This window comes from Gardnerella sp. KA00288, assembly GCF_049244085.1.
GTDB lineage: Bacteria > Actinomycetota > Actinomycetes > Actinomycetales > Bifidobacteriaceae > Bifidobacterium > Bifidobacterium greenwoodii.
On sequence record NZ_CP058373.1, the window covers coordinates 1229227 to 1252101 of the forward strand.

The following is a 22875-nucleotide window of genomic DNA, read 5'->3' on the forward strand; positions in this document are numbered from 1 at the left end:
CATTACAATGGATAATATGTTCACACCATCCGGAATACAGCGCAAAATAAAGCGACAGGTGCAGCGCAAAGCGAGCGCCATATTTAATCGCAGTAAATTGCGTAAATCCGGCAAAAAAATGAGCACGTCGCAGCAAAAAATGTATTTTCGCAGACGCGTTTTTGTGTGTGTAGTGCTTTTTTTGATTGTGTCGCTGGCAATATTTTGCGTCATTAGCTTAGGTAAGGGACTTGCTGCAGTTGGCGGAGCGATTGCAGGGCATGAAGTTGATGTTTCTAGAAAATCCGTGCCTGAGCCGCGCCCGGTTGGTCTCACTCCCCGATGCACTGCGCACGATATTAATATTGAGCTTTCTGTGAAATCTCAAAACGTTCCGATGGGCGGTAGCGTTGAGCTTACTGAGCGTTTTGTATATGAAGGAAATACTTCGTGTCTTATTGATGCTTCCGACATGAATTCTGTGCTGTCTGTAAACAGTAGCGATGCTGTTAGTAAGTCGAATGATGACGCAAAAGATAGCAAAGATAGCAAAAATGGTAAAGATGCAAAAGACTCTAAAGACGCAAATAGCAGCAACTACTTATCCAACGCAGTGTGGCGTTCAGACACTTGCGATACTGCTTTAAAACCGCTTCTTATGGCTAAGGGCGATCATTTTGAAAAGAAGATTACCTGGAATACCAACACGAATGCAGGAAAAGGCTGCACTGCAGACGAGGATTTGCCGAAGGTAGATCGCGGAACTTATGTTCTTAGAGTTGAGCATAAGCGCGTTGCAGGATTGCATAGCGAACCGCTTTTTGTAAACGTGCGATAAGTATTGCATCAAGCATGCAGTAAGAAAAAAGCGTGCGGTAAGCAAAAGCGTATTACAGCTTCACGCAAAACTTCACGCAATAATTCACATCAGTCTTCGTCCACAGAATTATGTGCTAAATCAAAATCCGCAGAATCTGAAGCGGAATTAAGAATTTCACGATCGTCACAAACAGGAGCCAAAACCAAATCCTTAACAAGCTCTCGCGTGCGAAGCTGCGAATCTGCATCCAAACCATCGTCAGTAATAACAGTATCAACCTGATCAAAACGCGCAAACAGCGAAAGCGACGTGCAGCTCCATTTAGTGTGATCCGTCAAAATAATCGTGCGGTCAGCAATATCCATTAAAGCCATATCCGTAGCCGCTTCCAAAGAGTTCGGCATAAGGAATCCTCGAGGAAGAGACACAGAGTGCGTTCCAAGAAACACGGTATTCACTCGAAGCGAAGCCACAACTTTATCTGCAATAGGGCCAACCAGCGAGTTGGAGCGCGTAATCACGCCACCGGTTACAATAACCTCAACATCCTTCGACTCCAACGCCTGCACAAGCTCGGCAACAGGAATCGAATTAGTCAAAATCGTAATTCCAGAAGCCCTACGCGACTCCAGCAAATGCTGCGCAAACACGTAAGCCGTTGTGCCGCCGCCAATAGCAATAACATCCCCCGGAGAAACATAGTCCACAGCCAAGCGCGCAATAGCATCCTTCAAACCAATATCCATCTGCGATTTCACAGAAAACAGTGGCTCAGAAAGCAAAGTGTTAGTAGTTACAGCGCCGCCGTGAACTCGCTTCAAAAGACCACGATCCGAAAGCTCGGCAATATCCCTGCGAACTGTCATTGCAGAAACATTCAGCTCTTTAGATAGCGCGGTAATACGAACTGCACCACGCGTGCGAAGACGGCTTAAAATCAAATGTTGACGCTGCGAAGAAATCATACGAACATTATCGCACAAGTATACGCAAAAAACAAACGCAATTGAGCGTTTTGGGGCGTAAAAACGAAAAGAACGCACATTTACCCGCATTCAAATCTTATTTTTGTAATAAATCGCACAAAAACGAACGCGCATTAGGGTGGTAAACGCACAAATAATGCCTTAATATATAGATATGCATTACGTTTCTGAAAATTCATTGCACAATGTCGTCAATAAAGCAACGACCGATTTGTTCACTTTCTCCTACAAGCATGTAATAAAACCACATTTTGTGTTCAACATTCCGCCTGACGAAGCTCACGAACGCATGATTGACTTCTGCAAATTCAGCGAAAATACGCCGGGTCTTATGTGGCTTCTTCGAACAATGCTTAACTACACAGATCCGGTTCTTGAAACTAATGTTATGGGATTGGATTTTGCGAACCCGTTCGGCTTAAGCGCTGGATTAGATAAAAACTGCCAAATGGCAACCGTGCTAGACAATGCCGGCTTTGGTTTTGAAACAGTTGGCTCAACTACAAGCCGTCCTTGCGAAGGAAATCAGAAGCCTTGGTATCATCGTCTTCCGCAATACGACTCTATTTTGGTACACGCAGGTTTAGCAAACGACGGCAGCGAAGCGGTTGTTGCACGCGCAGAAAAAGCGTGGACTAAAGCTAAATCAATGAATATGTCTATTTCAATTGCTCGCACAAACGACGATTTAGTTGGCGACTTAAACGAAGGCATTGAAGATTATCACATTTCTATGGAGCGCGCGGCTGGACGTAGCTCGATTATTGAGGTGAATATTTCCTGCCCAAATACTCGCGTAGGTGAACCTTTTAGAGAGCCGGAAGCGCTCGACAAACTTTTTAGCGATCTTGATACTATTAAGCGACCTCAGCCAACGCTTGTTAAAATGCCGCTTAATTTGCCGGGAGGATGGGAGCAGTTTAAGTCGCTTCTAGATGTTCTTGCCGAACATAAGGTTGATGGCGTAAGTATTGCGAACTTGCAGAAGAACCGCTCCGGACTTGACGTTCCAGCAGATTGGCAAGGCGCACTTTCTGGAGGCCCTACCTACCAGGCAAGCAACGAACTTATTCGTCGCACGCGCAAGGCTTTTGGTAATCGTTTTGCTATTGCTGGAATTGGCGGAGTCTTTACACCAAAGCAAGCATACGAGAAGATTCGCGCTGGCGCGGATTTGGTTATGTTTATTACGTCGCTTATGTACAGAGGACCGCAGCAGATTACGACATTAAAGCGCGGACTTGCGGATCTTTTGAAGCGAGACGGATTCGAACATGTTTCCGACGCTGTTGGAGCAGATTTAGACTAAAAGTGACGGCATAAACTACCCAGTCGCGAGTAGTTTATGCCGTTTTTTTTGCGTAATTCCAACCAAAACAGCGCAGCGTTGAGTAGTTTATGCCGCTTGCGCTGTTTTAATCATCTAAAACTTAATACGCATCTCCTGTGGAAGTGTTGTAATCATCTCGACGAGCAGTTCCATACTGATCCTGCGTCTGCTGCTGATTATTAGCCTCTTCCTGCTGTTCTCTAGCGGCCTGACGACGAGCGTCTTCATCTCGCTTTTCCTGCTCAGTTTGGGCAGGCTTCTTATAAAGCGAGTCGTGCGTTGAGGAAGCTCCAGCAGTGTACTTTGGATCAGGCTTTCCGTAATCGTTATCAACAGGAATATTAGCAGCCTTCAAATAGTCGTTCATAAACTGCTTCCACGCAGGCGTTGCAATATACATACCATACCAAGCTGCCATTGTGCGGCCGTTAATAGTCATGCCGTTGAAGCTCTTTTGCGATTCAGCATTGCCGACGGCAACAAACGAAGCCACCTGATACGGCACAAATCCTGCTGTGGTCATGTAGTACTGTTCGTTAGTACCAGTTTTTGCGAAGGTTTTACGTCCGCCGTCAAGCTGAGTTGTTGAAGCCTCACCACCAGGTTGAACAACACCCTGATTAAGTGCGTATGCAGCAGTTTGTGCAATACCCTTTGGAATAGCCTGATGGCAATGCGCACTAGGAACTCTTAAACGCTTGCCGTTCTTATCAATAACTCGCTTAATAGCAATAGGATCGCAAGCAACACCATCTGCACCCAAAGTTGCATACACATTAGCAACAGTTAAAGGCGAAGCCTGCACAGAACCAATGGTCATTGGCGGGTTCAAAGAATTAGCCGAATACACGCTTTCCTGACCAAGAGGCGAATTATGGTATCCAAGAATTTTAGCCGCGTCTGCAATAGAACACAGCTTAATTTGCTGAGCCATAGACGCCTGCGTAGTATTGTGAGAACGAACAAGACCTTGCAAAGGCGTTTCTGGGCTAACAGTTCCACCGCCGGAGTTTTGCACAAACCATGAGCCGACTCCGCGGAACTTATTGCAGTTAAAATCAGAATTATTGTATCGGATAGTCGTGCGAAGAGGCTGGTTTATTGACTTTCCAGCAAGCATCCACGCAACCATATTAATAGGCTTCCAAGTAGAACCAATCTGCCAGCCAAGACCACCGCCATCTCGCTCGTCAACAGCGTAGTTAAGAGCAGTATGAGTTGGATCAGACCTAGCAGCGTCGGACGCGTCATAAATACGATTGCTACCAAAGGCCAAAACCTCACCAGTTCCAGGCTTAATAGCAGCAATCGAAACTTCAAAACCGCTTTTATCGTTTACTGGAATCGTGTCACGAGCAGCTTTCATTGCAGCCTTACTTGCACGCAAATCCATAGTGGTGTAAATATCGAGACCACCTTCAGTAAGAAGCTTTTCTCGCGCAACAGCCGTCTTTCCAAATTCGCGAGAGTGCAAAATTCGCTTGGTTACGTAATCGCAGAAGAATGCAGCGTCACCTGCAGCCTGGCAACCAATCTTAGACACTTCTCGCTGAACATTAAGAGTATTTTTTAGCGGGATTGCTACGGCAGAATCATGCTCTTTTTTATTTATAAAACCTTGACGAAGCATTAAATCAAGCACAATATTGCGCTGCTTTTGCGCTTCTGGCTGATTTTCTTCAATAGACGGATCGTAATGAGAAGGATTTTTTGTGATTGCAGCAATAGTTGCAGCCTGCACAAGATTAAGCTTTGCAGCGCTCGTATTAAAGTAGCGGTGGGCTGCAGTTTCTACACCGTAAATATTATTGCTACCAAATTGCGCAATATTAAGATAGCCTTGCAAAATCTCAAGTTTTGAATACTTTTTTTCCATTTGAATTGCTATGAGCATTTCGCGAAGCTTACGCGCAATCGTACCTTCAGAAGCGTGATATTCCGCCAAAGGATCGTTGTTTTCGCGCGCTTTAATCATAAGCACATTTTTCACATACTGCTGTGTTAAAGAAGAGCCGCCTTGCATATCTGACTTTTTAACGAATGTTTTCACAAACGCGCGCATAACGCCTTGAACATCAACGCCAGAATGCTCAAAGAATCGCCTATCTTCACGAGCAACCATTGCCTGCTGCATATATTGCGAAATACGTCTAAGCGGCACAACAGTGCGATTTTGCGCATAAAATGTTGCGATAATTGTTTTGCCATCAGATGCATAAAGTCGCGATTTTTGCGGCAAAGCAGTTACATCAAAATCAATGCCATCAACGCGAAGTGAAGGAACAACTGTTTTCACCACGCTATTCACACTCATAACGCCAGGAACGAACATAATACTTGCAGCAACACCACCCGCAACACACAGAGTGATGTAGGTAAGAAACAGCGCTAGCACACGACGAGCAGTAAGTGAATTCTTTTTCGGCATGCGTACTATTCTAAAGGTTTGCCTCTACTTGAATAATCAGCGTCCTGCTCTTCGAATTAACATTCCCGGCTTATAAATAATAATCGAACGTCCTTTTCGCATAATCCACCCGCGATTTGCAAAATCCATAAGCGCCTTGTTCACAGTTTCCCTAGAAGAACCAACCAACTGAGCTAATTCCTCCTGAGTTAAATCATGCGGCACAAGCAAACCGTCACTCATTGGTTCGCCAAATCTGGATGCCAAATTCAACAGAGTTTTTGCCAAACGAGCTGGAACATCCATAAAAACTAAATCTGAAATTCTCTCATTATTAGCCCTCAGTCTCGCAGCCAAAACTTGCAGCATATCTACAGCAACTCGAGGATGATTATTTAGCCAAGCGAATAAAATATCGTTTTCAAGCCACAAAACTTTTGTTTTGCTTGTAATGGTGATTGCTGAAGCGGTACGAGGACCGCCCTTTGGGTCAAAAACAGGAATTTCGCCCAAAATTTCACCAGAAGTATGAATACTAAGCAATTGCACACGATTATCGTTAGAATGACGCACTAATTTTACGCGACCGCGCTCAAGAAGGTACATTCTGTGATCAGTATCACCCTCATTAAAAATCGACTCACCTTTGTTAAAAATCGACTCCTGAAGATGAACCAAAAGTTCCTTCATTTGATCCGCAGGAACTTGCTTAAACAATGCAGTATGCTGCAGCGACAATCTATCACTATTTGTAATCACTGCACTAGTTTTGCTTATCACCATTGCTTTACCCTTCTCAAGCAAAGTAGATATATCGCCTTTGAGTTACCTACGCATACAGATGAACGTAAACGTATGTGCGTAAACGAACATCACTTCGAACTATAATATCACGGATGCTGGCACGTAGGCGACATAAACAGCACACAGCTGAGTAGTTTGGATCGGAATCTCGCAAGAAAACGACATAAACAGCACACAGCTGAGTAGTTTCGGTCGTTTTAGACTATTCGTTTATGCCCATAGCACCAAGACACCAAGCGTTTTCATACGCAAGCTCCTGCCACTGCCTGTACCTGCCCGAAGTACCGCCGTGACCGCCGTCAGTTTCAACACGCGCAATAGCATCCACCCCAGCAGCCTGCAATTTCGCGAGCCATTTCATAGGTTCAGTAACAAGTACGCGAGTATCGTGAATAGACGATGTGATTAAGATTTTCGGGAAATCAGCTAATTTTTTGCGCCCATCTTCACTACAAGCACAAGGCACGTTTTCGTAAGGAGTATACGACTTCATATAAGCGTAATCTTCAGCATTATTAAGCGGATTTCCCCACTCATCCCACTCGGTTACAGTAAGCGGCAAAGAAGAATCAAGCATAGAAGTAAGTGCGTCAACGAACGGCACATCCGCTTCAATTCCCGCATAACATTCCGGAGCCATATTTGATATAGCACCCATAAGCAAGCCGCCTGCAGAACCGCCATTTGCAACAGTATGGCGAGCAGAAGCGAAACCAGCATTCTGCAATGCGCGCGTTGCGTCAACAAAATCTTCAAAAGTGTGCTTTTTATTAACGCGCCTACCCTGCTCATACCACGCGCGACCCATTTCACCGCCGCCGCGCACATGCACTTGAGCATACAGCACTCCGCGATCTAGCAAACTCAAGCGTCCAACAGAAAAACTAGGGTCAGAACTTACTTCGTACGCGCCGTATCCTGTAATAAACATTGATTCGTTTTGCGAAATTTTATCCGGACGCCAAACAATAGACACCGGCACACGCTCGCCATCCCTAGCAGTAATCCATATGCGTTTTTCGGCGTAATTATGCTCGTCAAACTCGCCAAGAATCTTCCCGCGCTTAAGTAACACGTCTTCGCCGCTTGAAGGATCAAGCTCACGAAGCTGACCTAAAGTTGCGTAACTTCCAAAAGCGTAACGCATGCGAGGAGCTTCATAAGAAGGATTCCCAGTCATAGAAATGCTGAACAAGCGATTATTTTTGATTTCTTCTTTAGATATTTTGCAAAGACATTCGCGCGAAGAAGATTTAGCTTGATTAGTTATACAAGATTGCAAATTATTAACACGCGAAATACTTACGTTTTGAACATTAACGCAAGTAGATTCGTGATCTAAAACAATTTGAGGCTGAACTTCGTAAAAACGCCACGGCTTTCCGCTTAAAAAGTCTTCTACAGCGCGCTTTTTGCTAACTACAGCCAGATGCGACAATCCTTGAGCTCTATACGCCAACGCAACATAATTTTTATACATTGACAATCCGCTTATACTTAAGCCGACTGAGTTTCGCAATATTTCAGGATTTTGTTCGCAATTATACGGCTGACAAATAGGCTTTTTGCTGGCCGAATCTTCCCACAAATCTCCATTTTCACAGCCGTAAGGAGAACCGGAAGCAACGCAAACGCCATCGCCTAGTTTATAAGTCGCAATTTTAGATGAGACTGCGTTCGCACCTGCGTCCGTATTTGCGTCCGATTCTGCGTCCGTATTTGCGCCCGGAAGATTTCGCATATCAATAACATCAATCTCAAAATTAGGATTTTTAGCATTGTGGCAAACAATAGCAACCGGAATATCCTCACCATTTTTACCAGCACCTTCAAAGCATGCGAAGGAAATGTCGTATTCAACGCCTTCAGACGGCTCAATCACCATGCGAAAATCACCTTCAGGCGTGCTTAACGGAAGCATAAGCACACGAGAGGTTGTTTTAGAGCTGCTACTAATCATCATGTAGCGTTCGTCAAAGCTTTCATAAACGTCAACAAAAAAGCGCTCGTCTTTTTCTTCAAACACTCTTACATCGCTGCTTGTTGGTGTTCCAACGCGGTGCCGCCAAACCTGGTAAGGACGCCATGCGCTGTCTATTTTTACATAAAACACCCATTTTCCGTCCGGAGAAAGTGAAGCAGAAGAAAGATTCTCCCAAGACTCTTCCAAAGTAGACCAAGAGCATGTGCTGGAAGAAAAATCGCGCATAAAATAGCTAAAACGTTCGTCGCCTTGAGTATCAACTCCGTAAAGCATACGAGAGCCGTCGGAGCTTAAATCCATGCCTCCAAGCCGGAAGAATTTACTTCCAGCAAGCTCTGCTTCTTTGTTTGCATCAAAAAGTATTTCTTCACCTACAGTTGCGCCCGGCTCAGCAGACTCATCTATAGTAGGCGGATTCCAATTAGCTTCATCGCTAACTTTCATACGACATTGAATAGCGTACTGTTTTCCTTCTTGCGTACGAACGTAATACCAGTAATTATTCATTCGCACAGGAACAGACATGTCTGTTTCTTGAACTCTAGAGCGCAATTCATTAAATAAGGTAGAACGCAAGTTTTCTAAATGCTTAACGCGCTTAGCAGTGTACGCATTTTGAGAATTTATATATTCAAGAAGCTCACTGCTGCTACGATTTTTCATCCAAGCGTAGTCGTCAACATAAGTATCGCCATGAAATTCGCGCTTTGAGGGTATTCGCTTAGCTTCTGCAGGTTTTTCAAAGACTGTTTGGGAAGTTGTTTTACAGCTTGTTTCGCAAATCTTTTCACTCATAAATATTTTTTTACCTTACTCTGCTTTTAATAGCCTCTTTTATAAACGGAAGCATTACTTCCGACAATCCTTGACCTGTAGGCGCTGCAAAAAATGGAACTCCTTGCAATGTTCCAGCAGCACCTTTTGCTTCTACAACATTTAGATTATCGTCAAGTTTTTCAAGTTCCATTTCAGGAATTTCTGGAATATTTTCGTCTGCAAAAATATAAGCACGACGAGAAGCACTAAGAGCAACCGCAAAGTCACGCGATAATTTACGTCGGAAATTGTCTACAGTATCCCGCTTATGAAGCTGACGAATGCCAACAGCGAGCACTCGGCCAGGATGCTGACGAATAATATTCGCATAAGTGCTTGGATCTTTTTGGCCGTCGTCGCCAATAAGCACAAAACGCATACCTGGAAAATCATCCATAAGCTGGGTGGCAAACTCCAACTTATGCTGCGGACCGTTTGGAATAAAAGTCTTAGGACGCGGATCTAAATCGCGGAGCAAAAGAGGGCCTTCAGGAAACTTTTCACGCTCAATAAAGTGACGAATTGAAGCCTCAACATTCCAAGGAGAAGTCGAAAGATAGAAAAATGGAATATCGTTACGCAAATTAGACAGCGATTGGAAAAACTCCGACATTCCAGCAACAGGCGAACGATGCGCCGGATTCATAATAAGCAGATTGTACGCGGCACGAATTGGAGAAGGCGCTTGAGTGACCATAATAGTGTCGTCAACGTCGGAAATAATTCCGATTGGCACGTTGTCATCAATAGCAAACAAGCTTGCTTTAACCGGCTCACGATTTTCAAGCGTGTAAGAAACAACATGACGACCCGGCAAAAGCGCGCGTTCTGTAATCAAATCCAAGTAGCCTGCACGATCAGAAATACAATATTCAGCACTACCGCCACGAGCCTCTTCCGGCTTGTCATAAACTTCAGAATCACCGACTTGCGCGGTTTCTACAGGAATATTGTCTATTGATAGCGCAACACGAACACGAACGGCTGGAATCACAAGCATTGCGTAAATACCGCGCTTTAACACTGAACGGTGTCCGCGCTTTGGAGCATACACTGTGCGGCAAATTAAGCGAGCATAGCGATGCGTTCCATAGCCAATATACGGCTCTACGCTTGGATACCACCCTGACCGGCGAGCAATGCGAGAGGCAAATCGCATCCATATTCCAACACAAGACGTAATAACACGTCTTACTACACGCACAAACCAAGGTTTATTGCTGATTTTTTCGTCTTCAGACGGTGCGTCAAAAAGTGTAGCTGTAACGTGTACAGGAATTGGGGTGCTGCTAATTCGACGAGATAACGAAGGTGCTGCCGGTTTCGATTGCGCAGCCGGTTTCGATTGTGCTGCCGGTTTTAACAGCGCTTCCGGTTTTTGCGCAACAGCATGCTTTGATGGCGCTGCAGAAGTAGCTACATTCTCATCGAATGAGCTAGTTTCATCCTCAGAACCTTCATCATACATGCTCATACGCTCATTTCTCGCGCACAGGACCATCCGGAGTAGTTCCTACAATCTGAACAATCGTGCCGCGCGGGCAATTCTCATAAATCCAGCGCGCATCCTGCTCGTACATGTTGATGCATCCGTGAGAACCATGATTTGCAGCATCGCCAGTAGCAATACCATCATAATTCCAAGAAGCAGTGTGGAATCCTTCTCCAGCGTGATAATAGCTAACCCAGCGCACATTAGGCGAGAAGTAAGAAGAACCATCGCCATTTCTACCGCGCATATCTTGAGAAGCGTAACGCAAGTAAATGAAGAAAGTGCCAGGAGTTGAATCATCCGCGCCAGTCCTACCGGTGCAAACAGGGAAAGTCTTCACAAGCTCGTCGTTTTTATAAACAGACGCAGTCTGAGTTGACTTATCAACAACAATGCGCATTTCCACAAGCTTTTTCTCAACCGTAAACTTAGTGATTTTTGCAGGAAGAGTCAGCTTAAAATCGTTACCCTTACGCAAAGCATCAACTGCTTTTTCTGCAGCTGACTTTGCATAAGTGATTTCAACACCATTAGAACCCTTCATGGTTGTGAAAATAAACTTTCCGTCTTTATTGATTGCGTCTTCCTGATTAACTTTCTGCTGATTAAGCTCTTTAGGAAGTGCCTGAGATAAGAACTCGTCTGCTTTATCTGTATCAACAGTGTATGAAAGCTTACGACGCGTAGTATCAGCTTTTACAGTAATCCAAGAAGCAAGAACTGTTTTAGGAACAGTAAAATCTTTTCCATCGCCGTTATTAAACGTAATTTTTTTCGACAGCAACTTATTTAATTCGTCAACAAGTTTCTGTGCAGCATCGCGCTTAATAGGAGCTTGAGTTTTGCGAGAAGTAACTGAAACTTTTAAGCTTTTACCAGGATGAGCCAGTATTTTTTTCACCGCTTCGCGCACAGACAAAGTTTCAATAGTGCGGCCAGGAATACCATCTTCTACAACATAAGACTCGGAATTCTTGTCGAATTTTGCGCTGTAAGGAACAGCACGATCACGCTCGCGAACAAACCTAGTAAGCACATACGAATCCATTGCAGAATGATCAACCTTAGCTTGCAAACTAACAGACTGCTGAATCCAAGGCATAATGCGAGTGAATAAATTATCATGCTTAGCTTGCATAATTGCTCGCACAGTATTTGGCTGATTGATTTTTACACCAAGCTCACCCAAATCTGCAGTAATACTGTTTCCACGGTCGTCCTTAATAACCAAAGAAGAAGCATCCACAGCATCACTTACAACGCGCTTTACGGAATCCTCCTTATAACCCGTAAGATTACGAGCAACAGAAACATCACCAAAATTAACGCCTGGAGATACGCGATCGTGGAAATACCACTGCAAAGCAAAGAATGCTACAGCTATCAAAATAACAAAAACTAGAAGAGAATAAAGCAATGCGAGCGCAGAACGATTGCCGCGATTATTTGAGCCTGCCTTCGCTCCGTTAGCGCCACGACCGCCTCGATTGCCACCTTTACCATTTCTGCTGCTGCCATTTTCGGGCGTAGATTTAGAATCAGGCGTTACAGCCTTAAAAGTGTCTGTTTCTGTAGAATCTGCAGAATTGTTAATAAGTATTTCTTGTACAGAAAGACCACTGTCGAAAGAATCCTGATCTTCGTACTCGTCTGCAACTTCACCAAGATTTTCGGCAAGAGTTTTTTCATCATTATCGGCAGATTGATTATCTACCTGATTCTGCTCGACTTGCGCAAAAGCAACTGTGTCGTCGCTTGCGTCATCAGGCGTATGACCCGGCATTTGATTGAAGGAATCTTCGCCTTCAGGATTGTGCTGCATATCAGTCATATTAATAACCTCTGCTCAATAATTGTACGCAAAAACACGCTTGTACAGTTTATCACTAGCGACGCACGAAATTACAGATTTCTCTGCAAACGCTGCACTGCAGACAATAAAGTAACCAAGGCAGAAGCAACCTCATACGGATGCTCAGTAGCGCTGAAATGTCCACAATCTTCAATCTCAACAAAATCTACGTGCGAGGAAGATTTCATTGCGTCAGCCATTGGACGCATAATTTCAGGCGCACTAGATGGATCCAAAGTGCCGCTAATAACCGCAGCCGGAGCTGTAATCAAAGGCAGCTGGTCTTCCATATCTGGACGGCAGGCTGCCATGCGCTGACGCCATGCCAAACCTTCAGGCTTCTGGTCATGAATCCAATTTTCAAAAGTTTGAATAAACTCAGGAGACTGTTTAACCGTAGAATCTTTTTCGGTTGCGTGAGCAAAATGCATAACAGGCTCAACTGTTTGGTCGCGCTCACAAACGTCTGCAATTTCAAGACGCTTAGCGCGTGCTTGAGGAGCATCAACGCAGGCTCGAGTATCGCATAAAGCAATGCCGGCAACAGCTTTAGGAAGAAGACGCTGAACATCCAAAGCAACATAGCCGCCCATAGAAAGACCAACCCATACAGCGCGCTCAAAGCCCAAATCGTTAATAAGTTTTACATAAGATGCACTAAGAGCGTCAAGAGCGTGAGCGTAATCAGCCTCGTTAAACTCAGAGCGCTCTGCTTTTGGAGTCTCACTCAAGCCGGCACCGACCATATCCGGAGCAAAAATAGGAACGTCATGCTTTAACAATCCGGATTCAAGAGCGGCATCAATTTGTGCGTTCAAAGAATCTGCACAAGCATCCCACATGCGGTGATCAACCGGAAAACCGTGGATTAAAACGATTGGAACAATATTGGAATTGTTTGAATCGTCAGAATTTTTTACATCTCTATAAACCGTATTGTGCAACTGAAAAAGTGAGCAATCCTTAAAAGAATCGCACTTACTATTTGCGTTGTTAAAAGCTTCACACATAGTGCCTAATAATAGTCTTAGCCATATAACACAAATGTGTAAAAAACGTAAATATTCACAGTATTAAGCAAAATTTATCGTAGCAATAGAAATAATGTGCAAGAATAGAGGGTATGCCAATTATGCCTATCCAAGCAACCATTGCACTTATGGTGATTGTTTTTGCGCTAGTTATTGCGCCATTCGTCATCATGATTGTTACGCGCGCCATGAAACGGCATCATTTAGCGAAAAAACTCGCAAAACGACACGGCGACTCTGTACATTACGCGTTTATTCTAAATCCTTCAAAGCCGCAGGCAGAATCTTACCGCGAAAGTATTCAAAATTATTGCGACAAGCGCAAACTAACTTACGAAATAATCGACACGCAGTTAGACAAAGACGGACGTGAGTGCGCACAAGAAGCACTTTCCAACGGAGCTAACGTTGTTGTGGCAGTTGGCGGAGACGGCACAGTTAGAACAGTTGCGAGCGCAGTAAGCGGCAAAGGACATGCTATGGGAATTATTCCTATTGGCACCGGAAATCTTTTTGCAAGAAACATGGGCATACCTGTAAACGATGTGGAAGCTGCATTGCGCGTGGCTACTTCGCACGGATCTAGGCAGGTTGATGTTGGGCGAGTAACAATTCTGGACAATCCAAAAGAGGACCACGGCCATGCGTTTTTAATTATTGCCGGAATTGGCTTTGATGCGCTTATGATTGACGACACAGACCCGAAGCTAAAGAAAAACATTAGTTGGCTTGCTTATTTTGTGGCCGGAGTTAAACATTTGTTTATGCCGAAGTATCGTGCAACCGTTACCTTACAAAGATCAAACGGCGACGAAAGCGTGCTAAAAGGACTCACCTTCCGAACACTTATGGCAGGAAATTGCGGGCAAATTCCTATGTTCTCGCTAATGCCAGAAGCCGCTTACGACGACGGCGTACTCGACTTTGAAATTATTGACACTTCGGGCGGATTAATTGGCTGGGCTAATTTATTCCGCGGAGTAGTACACCAAACCGTAACCGGTCACGCTCTACAGCAGGAGTCGCTATCCGCAGGCTCCAGAATTGACCAAACGCAAGGATTTAGCGCGGAAGTGCAGTTGGAAAAAGCGGCGCCAGTGCAGGTGGACGGCGACATTTTGGGTTACACAAAGCATTTGCGCTTCACTGTTGACAAACAAGCACTGTGCGTGCGCGTGCCAGCAAGCGTAAAAACCAGCGTTACTGTGAGTGAATAATATAAAATACAAGCGCCGTGGCAAAATAAAAAATTATGGTAGCAAAAAATGCGGGAATGCCCGCCACCCCAGAAGATCTAGTCGACGTCGACGCTTTGGTTGGCGCTTACTATGATGAAGTTCCAAATTCCAACATTCCAGAACAGCGCGTGATTTTCGGCACGTCCGGTCACCGTGGTTCTGCTTTGAAAACTTCGTTTAACGAAGCTCATATTGTGGCAATTACGCAAGCTATTGCTGAATATCGCAAGAGCGCTGGCGTAACTGGCCCTCTTTATATTGGTCGCGATACGCACGCTCTTTCTGAGCCTGCTCAAAAAACCGCTATTGAGGTTTTGGTTGCTAACGGCGTTCACGTTCGCGTGGATTCTCGCGGCGACTTCGTGCCAACTCCTGTTGTTTCTCAGGCTATTTTGACTCATAATCGCGCAGCCGACGGCACTCAGCGTTTTAGCGGAGACGGCTTGGCTGACGGCATCGTAGTCACCCCTTCGCACAACCCTCCAACCGACGGCGGTTTTAAGTACGATCCTGTAACCGGCGGCCCTGCACCTGCAGACGTGACTAATGCGATTGCAAACCGCGCAAACGAATTGCTCGACAACTACAAGTCCGTAAAGCGCGTGCCTTTCGAGGAAGCAATCAAGTCTGATTTGGTTGAAGGCTTCGATTACCGCGAACATTACGTAAGCGACTTGGCAAACGTAATCGACTTCGACGTGATTCGTTCCAGCGGCGTGCGTTTGGGAATTGACCCACTCGGCGGCGCAAGCGTAAACTACTGGCCACTTATGAACGAAAAGTACGGCCTGAACATTGGCGTTGTGCGCCCAGAAGTTGACCCAACTTGGCGATTCATGACTATTGACCACGATGGCAAGATTCGTATGGATCCAAGCTCCCCTTACGCAATGAAGGGCTTAGTTGATCAGCTTAACGCTGGCGCTTGGGATAAGTACGATTTGGTTGGCGGCACTGATCCAGATGCTGACCGCCACGGAATTGTGTGCCCAAACTGGGGCGTTATGAACCCGAACCACTACATTGCAGTATGCGTTGAGTACTTGTTCGGCGGCGCTCGCCCAGATTGGCCAAAGAATACTGCAATCGGCAAGACGCTTGTGTCTTCTTCCTTGATTGACCGCGTAGCTGCTTCTATTAACGCAAAGCTTGTGGAAGTTCCTGTTGGCTTTAAGTGGTTCGTTGACCCACTCTTTAGCGGCGAAGTTGCTTTCGGCGGAGAGGAAAGCTCCGGCATGAGCTTCTTGCGCAAGGATGGTCGCGTGTGGACCACCGATAAGGATGGTTTGATTCCAGACTTGCTCGCTGCGGAAATTACTGCAAAGACTGGCAAGAACCCAGCTCAGCTTCACCAGGATCAGGTTGCTCGCTTTGGCGAAAGCTGGTATAAGCGCGTTGATACCCCAACCACGCTTGAGCAGAAGCAGAAGTTCGCAGCTTTGAGCGGCGACGATGTTGAAGCAACCAAGCTTGCTGGCGAAGATATTACCGCAAAGCTTACGGAAGCTCCTGGAAACGGCGCAAAGATTGGCGGATTGAAGGTGACTACCAAGAATAACTGGTTCGCTGCTCGCCCATCTGGTACCGAAAACATTTACAAGGTTTACGCAGAATCCTTCGTTTCTCCAGAAGCACTTGACAAAGTGCTTGAAGAAGCCACTGCCGTAGTCGACAAGGCTTTAGCATAGTCTGCAAGACTGTGGCAGTCGACAAGACTTTGGCGTAACGTAATAATCTTGCGTAAATAAAAAATACACTAATTGCGCTGGTTGCAATTTGCAGCCGGCGCATTTTTGAAAGGTTTGCCATGATAGTTGTTTCTACAGACGGTTCCGCATTAGGAAATCCGAATGGTTCAATGGGTTGGGCATGGGCAGATCACAGCTTCGAGGCTGGTAGCACTAGCGAGCACCATCACACTGGTAACGCGGACGCTGGAGGCGCAACTAATGGCACGAATCAAATCGGCGAATTATGCGCTGTTTTGGAAGCTTTGCGAGCACACCCAGGAAGCGAGCCGCTCACAATCGAAACTGATTCACAATACGCAATCAACTGCTCAACTACGTGGATTCACGGATGGAAAAAGAACGGTTGGAAAAATTCCAAAAACGAGCCTGTAAAAAACGCAGATTTGATTCGCGCAATCGACGCAGAACTTACTAAGCGCGAAGGTGCTGTAAAATTCGTGTGGGTTAAAGGGCATGCTGGAAACGCTGGAAACGAAAAAGTTGATACATTAGCGCGCACATACGCAGAAGATTGCCGAAGCGGCGTGAAAAGCGGATACTTGCCTTTAGAAGGCTGGAAGTCGCTACTTTCTTCACCATACGCAAGTGGAACTGACGTTCCGCAAGACGCAAAAGCGCTAATGGAAAATAAGATTTCTTGCGAGGAATACCATATTGGGCGCGCAGTTGGAGAAGACACAAACCCAGATTTCGTAAAAAATAGCAACGATTGCGACGAAGCAAAAACTCAAGACGCGTCTAAAATTGCCGAAAATATGCAAGATTCTACGCAAAAATCAAACGAAGCAGGTGAAACAAACGAAGCAGGTGAAACAAACGAGGCGCACAAAATAAACGAATCAAACGAGGCGCACAAGTCAGAAGTAAATCCCGAAAATAAGCCCGAAAACAATCCCGAAAACAAGGCGCAAATAAAGCCGCAGCCAGTTAAAGGATTAAGCGTTTCTGGCGTTCTGCAGTTTACTCCTCCACCAAACACAAGCCCAACTTTTAACGGCCAGGCGCGTTTTATTTCCGGCACAATTAACGTAAGCGGATACGTTGAACCCGACGGCACTTTGCACTTTGCTCCAACCGCCTTCTACCTTTCATAGGTTATTTTTTAATGTGGCGCTCCAAACGCGAGGAATCTATCTCGCATTTGGAGGGTTTGGACTGGCATAACGCTCCAAACGCGCGCAACTTTCCCCGCATTTGGAGGGTTTCTGTGTATCTGGCGCTCCAAACGCGAGGAATCTATCTCACATTTGGAGCGTGCGAGCGTCCTTCGCTCAGTTCAAAAAATCTGCACGCAGACTAATATGGAAATGTACGAAAATGAGGCACGCATAAAAGCGCAACAGCATAAAGCGTAAAACGCCTCTCCCGCAAATGCGATGGAAGTTCATCGACGAACTCGGGAATAACAAAACATAAGAAAGCAGGAATAATGGATAAAGCACAACAAGACGCGCTTAAAAAAGCAGCCGGCATTGAAGCCGCAAAGATTGTGAAAAATGGCATGATGGTTGGCCTCGGCACCGGCTCCACCGTGCGCTTTTTGGTAGATGAGCTTGGCCGCAGAGTTAAAGAAGAAGGCTTGAGCTTCACAGGAGTCACAACTTCCCGCCGCACGCAGGAGCAGGCAGAAGGCTACGGTATTAAAATTCTCGACATTAACGAAGTAGACCACATTGACGTTACAATCGACGGCTCTGACGAAGTCGATAAGAACTTCAACGGCATTAAGGGCGGCGGCGCGGCACTTCTTTGGGAAAAGATTGTGGCCATTAACTCAGACCGCATTGTGTGGATTGTGGACGCAAGCAAGGTAGTTGACACAATTGGCAAGTTCCCACTTCCAGTTGAGGTGATTCCGTTTGGTTCCGCACAGGTGATTCGTAAGTTCGAAAAGCGCGGATATAAGCCAGTTTTGCGTCTTGATGCGGACGGCAAGGAAGTGCGCACCGACGAGAACAACTTCGTGGTTGATTTGCACATGGAGCGCATTGAGCATCCACAGGAGTTGGCTAAAGATTTGATTGAAACCGTCGGCGTCGTAGAACACGGATTGTTCTTGAACATGGTTGACACCGTGATTGTTGGCGACCCTAACGGCCCTCGCACGCTTACAAACCCAAATAAGTAACGAAACTAAGCGCAAAGTAGAGTCCGCAAACGCGGGCTCTACTTTTTTATTACTGTGAGTTTTTATTTGCGATATTCTTGCGTTTCGTCTATGAGTTTTGACTGGTATTCTTGTTCTTCGGTTCTTGACGAGGCTGGAAAATTTGTGTTTGCGCAAGCCCCGTCCTTCGTCGCTTTAACTGTTAAAGTATTTTGCCGTGTTCGCCTATTTTTAACAATGTTTCTTCCTCAGTCCTCTTTTATTGCTGAACACAATTTTTCCAGCCTCTCAACACACTAACCGTCAACACAAAACTCATAGACTCGTGCAGAAAGTTACGTAAAGTGCGTGGTTTACTAATTGCAACTAAAGTATCGCAATTAAGCTGCGGGTAGGTGCAACTATCTATTTTTATCGTCTTCTCAGTGCGAAAAATCTCAAATCTCACCACACGAATATTTGCAAGACAATCCGCGAAATATATAAATAAATAAAAAAGCGCCGGGAAAAACCGACGCTTTATAAAAAGTATTTACGTGCCTAAACGTTCAGACACGCATCAACGCATAAGCATAATTACTTGCGCTGGTGACGAGTCTTACGCAGCAGTTTGCGGTGCTTCTTCTTGCTCATCCGCTTGCGGCGCTTCTTGATGACAGAACCCATCTGAAGCCTCCATTCCTATCTAAAGTGTGCAACTTGCCTAATGTTACACCGTTTTGACGACTTTGGACAGTACCGTCACAAAGAACAGTGCTTTTTGAAGAAATTTACATTGGGAAGCTGTGGTAAAAACGCTCTACAGACTGCTTCGAACCAGTTACCTCAAAAACAGCAGTGTCGTTTTGCCATAATGCGCTCGCCTGAGTTTTATCATTCTCATCAACACGAAGCACGTAGCTGCCAACCGTTTTACCAGCAACTTGAATCTTACCGCTTGCAACGTCCGAACCCTTAAGACCGTCGAGCAATGCTTCGTATTGCTTATTTGCAGAATCACGATTCGACCATTGCGCAACAGTTAACGAAACCTCACCATCGCTCTGACCTGTTGAATACTTTACGCTATATTCTTCCAAAGGCGACGATTCAGTCCAAGTTGCGCTAGGAATTGCGTCAACTCGCGCAAAATCAAGAACACTATCCGGCATAGACTTCAACAAAGCTGTTGAAGAAACCGGCAAAGCTTTAGCTGGTATAGATGGTGTTTTTGGCACAGCAACATGATTTTTATTTGCAGAATTATCGTGATTAAGCGCCCAACCCGGCCACACGAAAGCTGAAAGAAACGCTAAAATAACCACTACTGCTGCAGACGTAACTACAACTAATAACTTGTGATGTGTTGATCCATTAGCATTTGAAACATTCATATCCGACATACTTGCATTATCTCACAGCACGATGACGCGTAAGTCTGTAACGCTGCTTTTTTGAGGCTTTATAAAGCACAGCGCGTCATTGTCGCTAAAGACATATAGCGTCTAAATATGGCTAGTAAATCTCCCCTGCACTATTTATGCTCCGAATGCGGATGGAGCGGGTCAAAATGGTATGGACGCTGCCCGGAATGTGGCGAATGGGGCACAGTAAACGAGTTTAAAGAAGCGCGCGTTAGTGGGCTTTCAAAAACCACTCGCGCCTCGAGGATGACGCGCGCAGGAAATGCTAGAAATACGGTAGCAAACGCAGGATACTTGTCAGCAAACTCAGTAAACTCAGCAAACTTTGCAAACGCAATAAACTCATCAATATCAGCTCAACCGATGAGCGAAATTGAAGCCGACGATGCACTTCGTATTCACACAGGCTTTGGCGAATTTGATCGCGTTTTAGGCGGCGGTCTTGTGCCGGGTTCAGTAACTCTTATTGCAGGTGAGCCTGGAATCGGAAAATCAACTCTTCTTTTAGAAGCTGCGTCAAATATTGCAAAACAGGCGAAATTAAATGGAAATCCTCCTGTTTTATACATTTCCGGCGAAGAGTCAGCTGCTCAAGTAAAGTTACGCGCATCTAGAATTAACGCTGTAAACGACTACTTGCTTCTTGCAACAACCGGAGACTTAGACACTGTTCTTGATCTTATTGAAGCTCACAGGCCAACGCTTGCCATTGTCGATTCTGCGCAAACAATCGTTGCTCGAGACGTTGAAGGCATTACCGGCGGCTCAACTCAGGTGCGCGAAGTTGCGAGCGCGCTTATTGATGTTGCTAAAACGAATAATATTCCAGTTATGCTGGTTGGTCATGTTACTAAAGACGGCTCTATTGCAGGCCCTCGCACTCTTGAGCATTTAGTTGATACAGTCTGCCAGTTTGAGGGAGATTCGCAGACGGCTTTGCGCATGCTTAGAGCTGTTAAGAATCGTTTTGGACCAACTGACGAAGTTGGCTGCTTCGATATGAGTGGCGAGGGAATTGAGGAAGTGCCAGATCCTTCCGGACTGTTTTTGTCTTCTACAGAAAACGATAATCAAGGTAAAAATGCGCAAGATGGCACAAACGACGGAACTTGCGTCACTTTTACGCTAGAAGGACACCGAAGCCTGCCAATTGAAATACAGGCGCTTGTAACGCAATCTGCACTCCCAACACCTCGTCGCGCAGTTTCTGGGGTTGATGCAAACCGTATTGCAATGCTTACGGCTGTTTTGTATCGTCATGGAAGAGTTAATTTACTTGCAAAAGATTTGTATGTTTCTACGATTGCCGGCGCGCTTGCAAAAGAGCCTTCGTGCGATGTTGCAATTGTTGCTGCTTTGGCAAGCGCCGCAAGCGGAAAAGCTGTAGCTAAAAAAACGTGCGCAATTGGCGAAATAAGCTTAACTGGTCAAGTGCGTCCTGTTCCTAGAATGGAGCCGCGCTTGCGCGAAGCGGCCAGAATAGGATACAAGCGCGCTGTTGTGTGCCCGCTTCGAAAGAAAATTAATATTCCAGGATTGCAGATTGTTGAAGTGAGCAACGTTCGAGATGCGTTGCAATCGCTTGGGCTGTAAAGGATGTAAGACAAGTTAAGTAAACTTAGTCTTCAGCCTCAGCGTCGGTAATTTCACGCACCTGTTCAACATTGGCTTTAAGCATATTTTTTAGCTCATCAACAGAATCGAAAGCCTGCTGTGGGCGCAAGAAGCTAGCAAACTCAATGCAAACGCGGTGTCCGTACAAATCCTTCCAATCGTCGAACAATCCGTAAGCTTCAACTGTGCGCTCAGCTTCGTCCTCACCATCTTTATTAAACGTTGGCTTTGTGCCGATTGAAATCGCAGCTGGCCAACGCCATGGAGAATGTACGCCTAAATGAAGCTCATCTCGGCGCAAAACGCTAACATCCGGCACAGTGCTCTTTGTTGGGCGCATTTCATTCTTATTATCTGAATCTAAATCAACAACCCAACCAGCGTATACGCCATCAACTGGAATATATCCTTCAATTTTTTCACCAAGATTTACTGTTGGGAAACCAATCTCACGACCGCGCTCATCTCCATGAACCACTGTTCCTTCAACGCGATGCGGTTGATCCAAAATCTCGCGAGCCGCCTTAACACGCCCAGTTGCAAGCATCCAGCGAACATTCGTAGAGCTCCAAGCACGCACCTTCTTATTCGGCATACTCTTACTCCAAGCGCGATATTCCGCCTTATTCATGCCTTCAGCAGGATCTTCCGGCTCTCCAGAACCCTTAGGAACTTCGCGCACAATAGGATCTGGCACGCGAACATCCTCCGGACCTAAATCTTCTACCTCAATAAGCTCAAAAACGCCCGTTGCTTTAGATAATTCGCGAATCGCTTGAATATTCCCAGCCCTACGAGCACCAAGAGCAGCGTCAGAACCAAGAACCAAAGCTCGCATACCAAGCTTTCCTACAAGCTGACCTAAGAAGAAACGGTACGATTTTGCAGCAAAAGCAAGGCTGTAACGCACAATAACAACGTGATCAACATCTAGCTCAGAAAGCACGCGCAAGCGTTGACGAACGCTGGTAAGCGCATCCGAATCTTCCGGAAGATCCGTGTTGAAATCTCCAAAATCGTCGTATAAATCAGGGTTTGCATGTACTACACTTGGGCGCGGATCGAACATAATAACAACAGAAAACTCGCCGTGACGGTGCGCAAGTTCCACAGTGCGGCGAACAACCTCACGATGCCCCTTGTGCATACCGTCGAACACACCAATTGTAACAACTGCTTTACGCTCTGCACTTAGCGTTGGCCAATTAATCATGCCGTTGGCATCTGGTCGAATGTCGATGACCTTCATGATATCCTTACT

17 protein-coding genes are annotated in these 22875 nt (G+C 45.6%); 7 read left to right on the plus strand and 10 right to left on the minus strand.

Going from position 1 to position 22875, the window contains the following annotated elements:
• Positions 1–16 precede the first annotated feature (16 nt).
• Entirely contained in the window at positions 17–817 is an 801-nt protein-coding gene (locus tag HXT52_RS04670; RefSeq protein ID WP_410314637.1) for a peptide ABC transporter permease, read from the plus strand.
• An 89-nt stretch (positions 818–906) separates the two neighbouring features.
• Here HXT52_RS04670 and HXT52_RS04675 read toward each other — a convergent pair whose 3' ends face one another.
• Positions 907–1764 carry a DeoR/GlpR family DNA-binding transcription regulator gene (locus HXT52_RS04675; RefSeq protein WP_308581680.1) on the minus strand — a complete coding sequence of 286 codons (858 nt, stop codon included), beginning with the start codon at positions 1762–1764 and terminating at the stop codon, positions 907–909.
• Between the two features lie 175 nt (positions 1765–1939).
• On the opposite strand from HXT52_RS04675, the gene HXT52_RS04680 reads away from it, so the two are divergent.
• Positions 1940–3094, plus strand: coding sequence for a quinone-dependent dihydroorotate dehydrogenase (locus tag HXT52_RS04680; RefSeq protein WP_419389120.1), 1155 nt, complete (start codon positions 1940–1942; stop codon positions 3092–3094).
• A gap of 121 nt (positions 3095–3215) precedes the next feature.
• Here the strand turns inward: HXT52_RS04680 and HXT52_RS04685 are convergent, their stop codons facing one another.
• The 6 genes from HXT52_RS04685 to HXT52_RS04710 all read right to left on the minus strand — a co-directional run bounded on the left by HXT52_RS04685 (position 3216) and on the right by HXT52_RS04710 (position 13480).
• Entirely contained in the window at positions 3216–5543 is a 2328-nt protein-coding gene (locus HXT52_RS04685) for a transglycosylase domain-containing protein (RefSeq protein WP_410314576.1), read from the minus strand.
• A 36-nt stretch (positions 5544–5579) separates the two neighbouring features.
• Entirely contained in the window at positions 5580–6305 is a 726-nt protein-coding gene (locus HXT52_RS04690) for a Crp/Fnr family transcriptional regulator (protein WP_116794305.1), read from the minus strand.
• Between the two features lie 223 nt (positions 6306–6528).
• A complete protein-coding gene (locus HXT52_RS04695; RefSeq protein WP_421775829.1) occupies positions 6529–9105 on the minus strand; it encodes a S9 family peptidase in 2577 nt (858 codons plus the stop codon).
• Between the two features lie 10 nt (positions 9106–9115).
• Positions 9116–10594 carry an App1 family protein gene (locus HXT52_RS04700; RefSeq protein WP_421776187.1) on the minus strand — a complete coding sequence of 493 codons (1479 nt, stop codon included), beginning with the start codon at positions 10592–10594 and terminating at the stop codon, positions 9116–9118.
• Positions 10595–10604: 10 nt separating this feature from the next.
• Complete coding sequence (locus HXT52_RS04705) at positions 10605–12449, minus strand: L,D-transpeptidase (RefSeq protein ID WP_421775830.1); 1845 nt, start codon at positions 12447–12449, stop codon at positions 10605–10607.
• A 71-nt stretch (positions 12450–12520) separates the two neighbouring features.
• On the minus strand, positions 12521–13480 hold the full coding sequence (locus tag HXT52_RS04710; protein ID WP_421775831.1) for an alpha/beta fold hydrolase: 960 nt from the start codon (positions 13478–13480) through the stop codon (positions 12521–12523).
• 113 nt (positions 13481–13593) lie between these two features.
• On the opposite strand from HXT52_RS04710, the gene HXT52_RS04715 reads away from it, so the two are divergent.
• The 4 genes from HXT52_RS04715 to rpiA all read left to right on the plus strand — a co-directional run bounded on the left by HXT52_RS04715 (position 13594) and on the right by rpiA (position 18618).
• A complete protein-coding gene (locus tag HXT52_RS04715) occupies positions 13594–14718 on the plus strand; it encodes a diacylglycerol/lipid kinase family protein (protein WP_119520650.1) in 1125 nt (374 codons plus the stop codon).
• A 35-nt stretch (positions 14719–14753) separates the two neighbouring features.
• Positions 14754–16427 (plus strand): phosphoglucomutase (alpha-D-glucose-1,6-bisphosphate-dependent), encoded by a 1674-nt coding sequence (pgm, locus tag HXT52_RS04720; protein ID WP_004110201.1) that lies wholly within the window; start codon positions 14754–14756, stop codon positions 16425–16427.
• 119 nt (positions 16428–16546) lie between these two features.
• The gene (locus HXT52_RS04725; RefSeq protein ID WP_410314572.1) at positions 16547–17584 is read left to right on the plus strand and encodes a ribonuclease H family protein; all 1038 of its coding nucleotides are present in this window, start codon (positions 16547–16549) and stop codon (positions 17582–17584) included.
• Positions 17585–17919: 335 nt separating this feature from the next.
• Entirely contained in the window at positions 17920–18618 is a 699-nt protein-coding gene (rpiA, locus tag HXT52_RS04730; protein WP_004105437.1) for a ribose-5-phosphate isomerase RpiA, read from the plus strand.
• 555 nt (positions 18619–19173) lie between these two features.
• On the opposite strand, the gene HXT52_RS04735 is transcribed toward rpiA, so the two are convergent.
• The gene (locus HXT52_RS04735) at positions 19174–19263 is read right to left on the minus strand and encodes a 30S ribosomal protein bS22 (protein WP_004268639.1); all 90 of its coding nucleotides are present in this window, start codon (positions 19261–19263) and stop codon (positions 19174–19176) included.
• 104 nt (positions 19264–19367) lie between these two features.
• Positions 19368–19970: a hypothetical protein gene (locus HXT52_RS04740; protein WP_374043018.1), complete on the minus strand. Its 603-nt coding sequence runs from the start codon at positions 19968–19970 to the stop codon at positions 19368–19370.
• A 117-nt stretch (positions 19971–20087) separates the two neighbouring features.
• Here HXT52_RS04740 and radA point away from each other — a divergent pair, with 117 nt between their 5' ends.
• Positions 20088–21593 carry a DNA repair protein RadA gene (gene radA, locus HXT52_RS04745; protein ID WP_410314570.1) on the plus strand — a complete coding sequence of 502 codons (1506 nt, stop codon included), beginning with the start codon at positions 20088–20090 and terminating at the stop codon, positions 21591–21593.
• A gap of 25 nt (positions 21594–21618) precedes the next feature.
• On the opposite strand, the gene ribF is transcribed toward radA, so the two are convergent.
• Complete coding sequence (gene ribF, locus HXT52_RS04750; protein ID WP_421775832.1) at positions 21619–22863, minus strand: bifunctional riboflavin kinase/FMN adenylyltransferase; 1245 nt, start codon at positions 22861–22863, stop codon at positions 21619–21621.
• Positions 22864–22875 lie beyond the last annotated feature (12 nt).

Coding starts and splice junctions, on each gene's coding strand:
- HXT52_RS04670 (WP_410314637.1), top strand. CDS start 17: ATGTTCACACCATCCGGAATACAGCGCAAAATAAAGCGACAGGTGCAG.
- HXT52_RS04675 (WP_308581680.1), bottom strand. CDS start 1,764: ATGATTTCTTCGCAGCGTCAACATTTGATTTTAAGCCGTCTTCGCACG.
- HXT52_RS04680 (WP_419389120.1), top strand. CDS start 1,940: ATGCATTACGTTTCTGAAAATTCATTGCACAATGTCGTCAATAAAGCA.
- HXT52_RS04685 (WP_410314576.1), bottom strand. CDS start 5,543: ATGCCGAAAAAGAATTCACTTACTGCTCGTCGTGTGCTAGCGCTGTTT.
- HXT52_RS04690 (WP_116794305.1), bottom strand. CDS start 6,305: ATGGTGATAAGCAAAACTAGTGCAGTGATTACAAATAGTGATAGATTG.
- HXT52_RS04695 (WP_421775829.1), bottom strand. CDS start 9,105: ATGAGTGAAAAGATTTGCGAAACAAGCTGTAAAACAACTTCCCAAACA.
- HXT52_RS04700 (WP_421776187.1), bottom strand. CDS start 10,594: ATGTATGATGAAGGTTCTGAGGATGAAACTAGCTCATTCGATGAGAAT.
- HXT52_RS04705 (WP_421775830.1), bottom strand. CDS start 12,449: ATGACTGATATGCAGCACAATCCTGAAGGCGAAGATTCCTTCAATCAA.
- HXT52_RS04710 (WP_421775831.1), bottom strand. CDS start 13,480: ATGTGTGAAGCTTTTAACAACGCAAATAGTAAGTGCGATTCTTTTAAG.
- HXT52_RS04715 (WP_119520650.1), top strand. CDS start 13,594: ATGCCAATTATGCCTATCCAAGCAACCATTGCACTTATGGTGATTGTT.
- pgm (WP_004110201.1), top strand. CDS start 14,754: ATGGTAGCAAAAAATGCGGGAATGCCCGCCACCCCAGAAGATCTAGTC.
- HXT52_RS04725 (WP_410314572.1), top strand. CDS start 16,547: ATGATAGTTGTTTCTACAGACGGTTCCGCATTAGGAAATCCGAATGGT.
- rpiA (WP_004105437.1), top strand. CDS start 17,920: ATGGATAAAGCACAACAAGACGCGCTTAAAAAAGCAGCCGGCATTGAA.
- HXT52_RS04735 (WP_004268639.1), bottom strand. CDS start 19,263: ATGGGTTCTGTCATCAAGAAGCGCCGCAAGCGGATGAGCAAGAAGAAG.
- HXT52_RS04740 (WP_374043018.1), bottom strand. CDS start 19,970: ATGAATGTTTCAAATGCTAATGGATCAACACATCACAAGTTATTAGTT.
- radA (WP_410314570.1), top strand. CDS start 20,088: ATGGCTAGTAAATCTCCCCTGCACTATTTATGCTCCGAATGCGGATGG.
- ribF (WP_421775832.1), bottom strand. CDS start 22,863: ATGAAGGTCATCGACATTCGACCAGATGCCAACGGCATGATTAATTGG.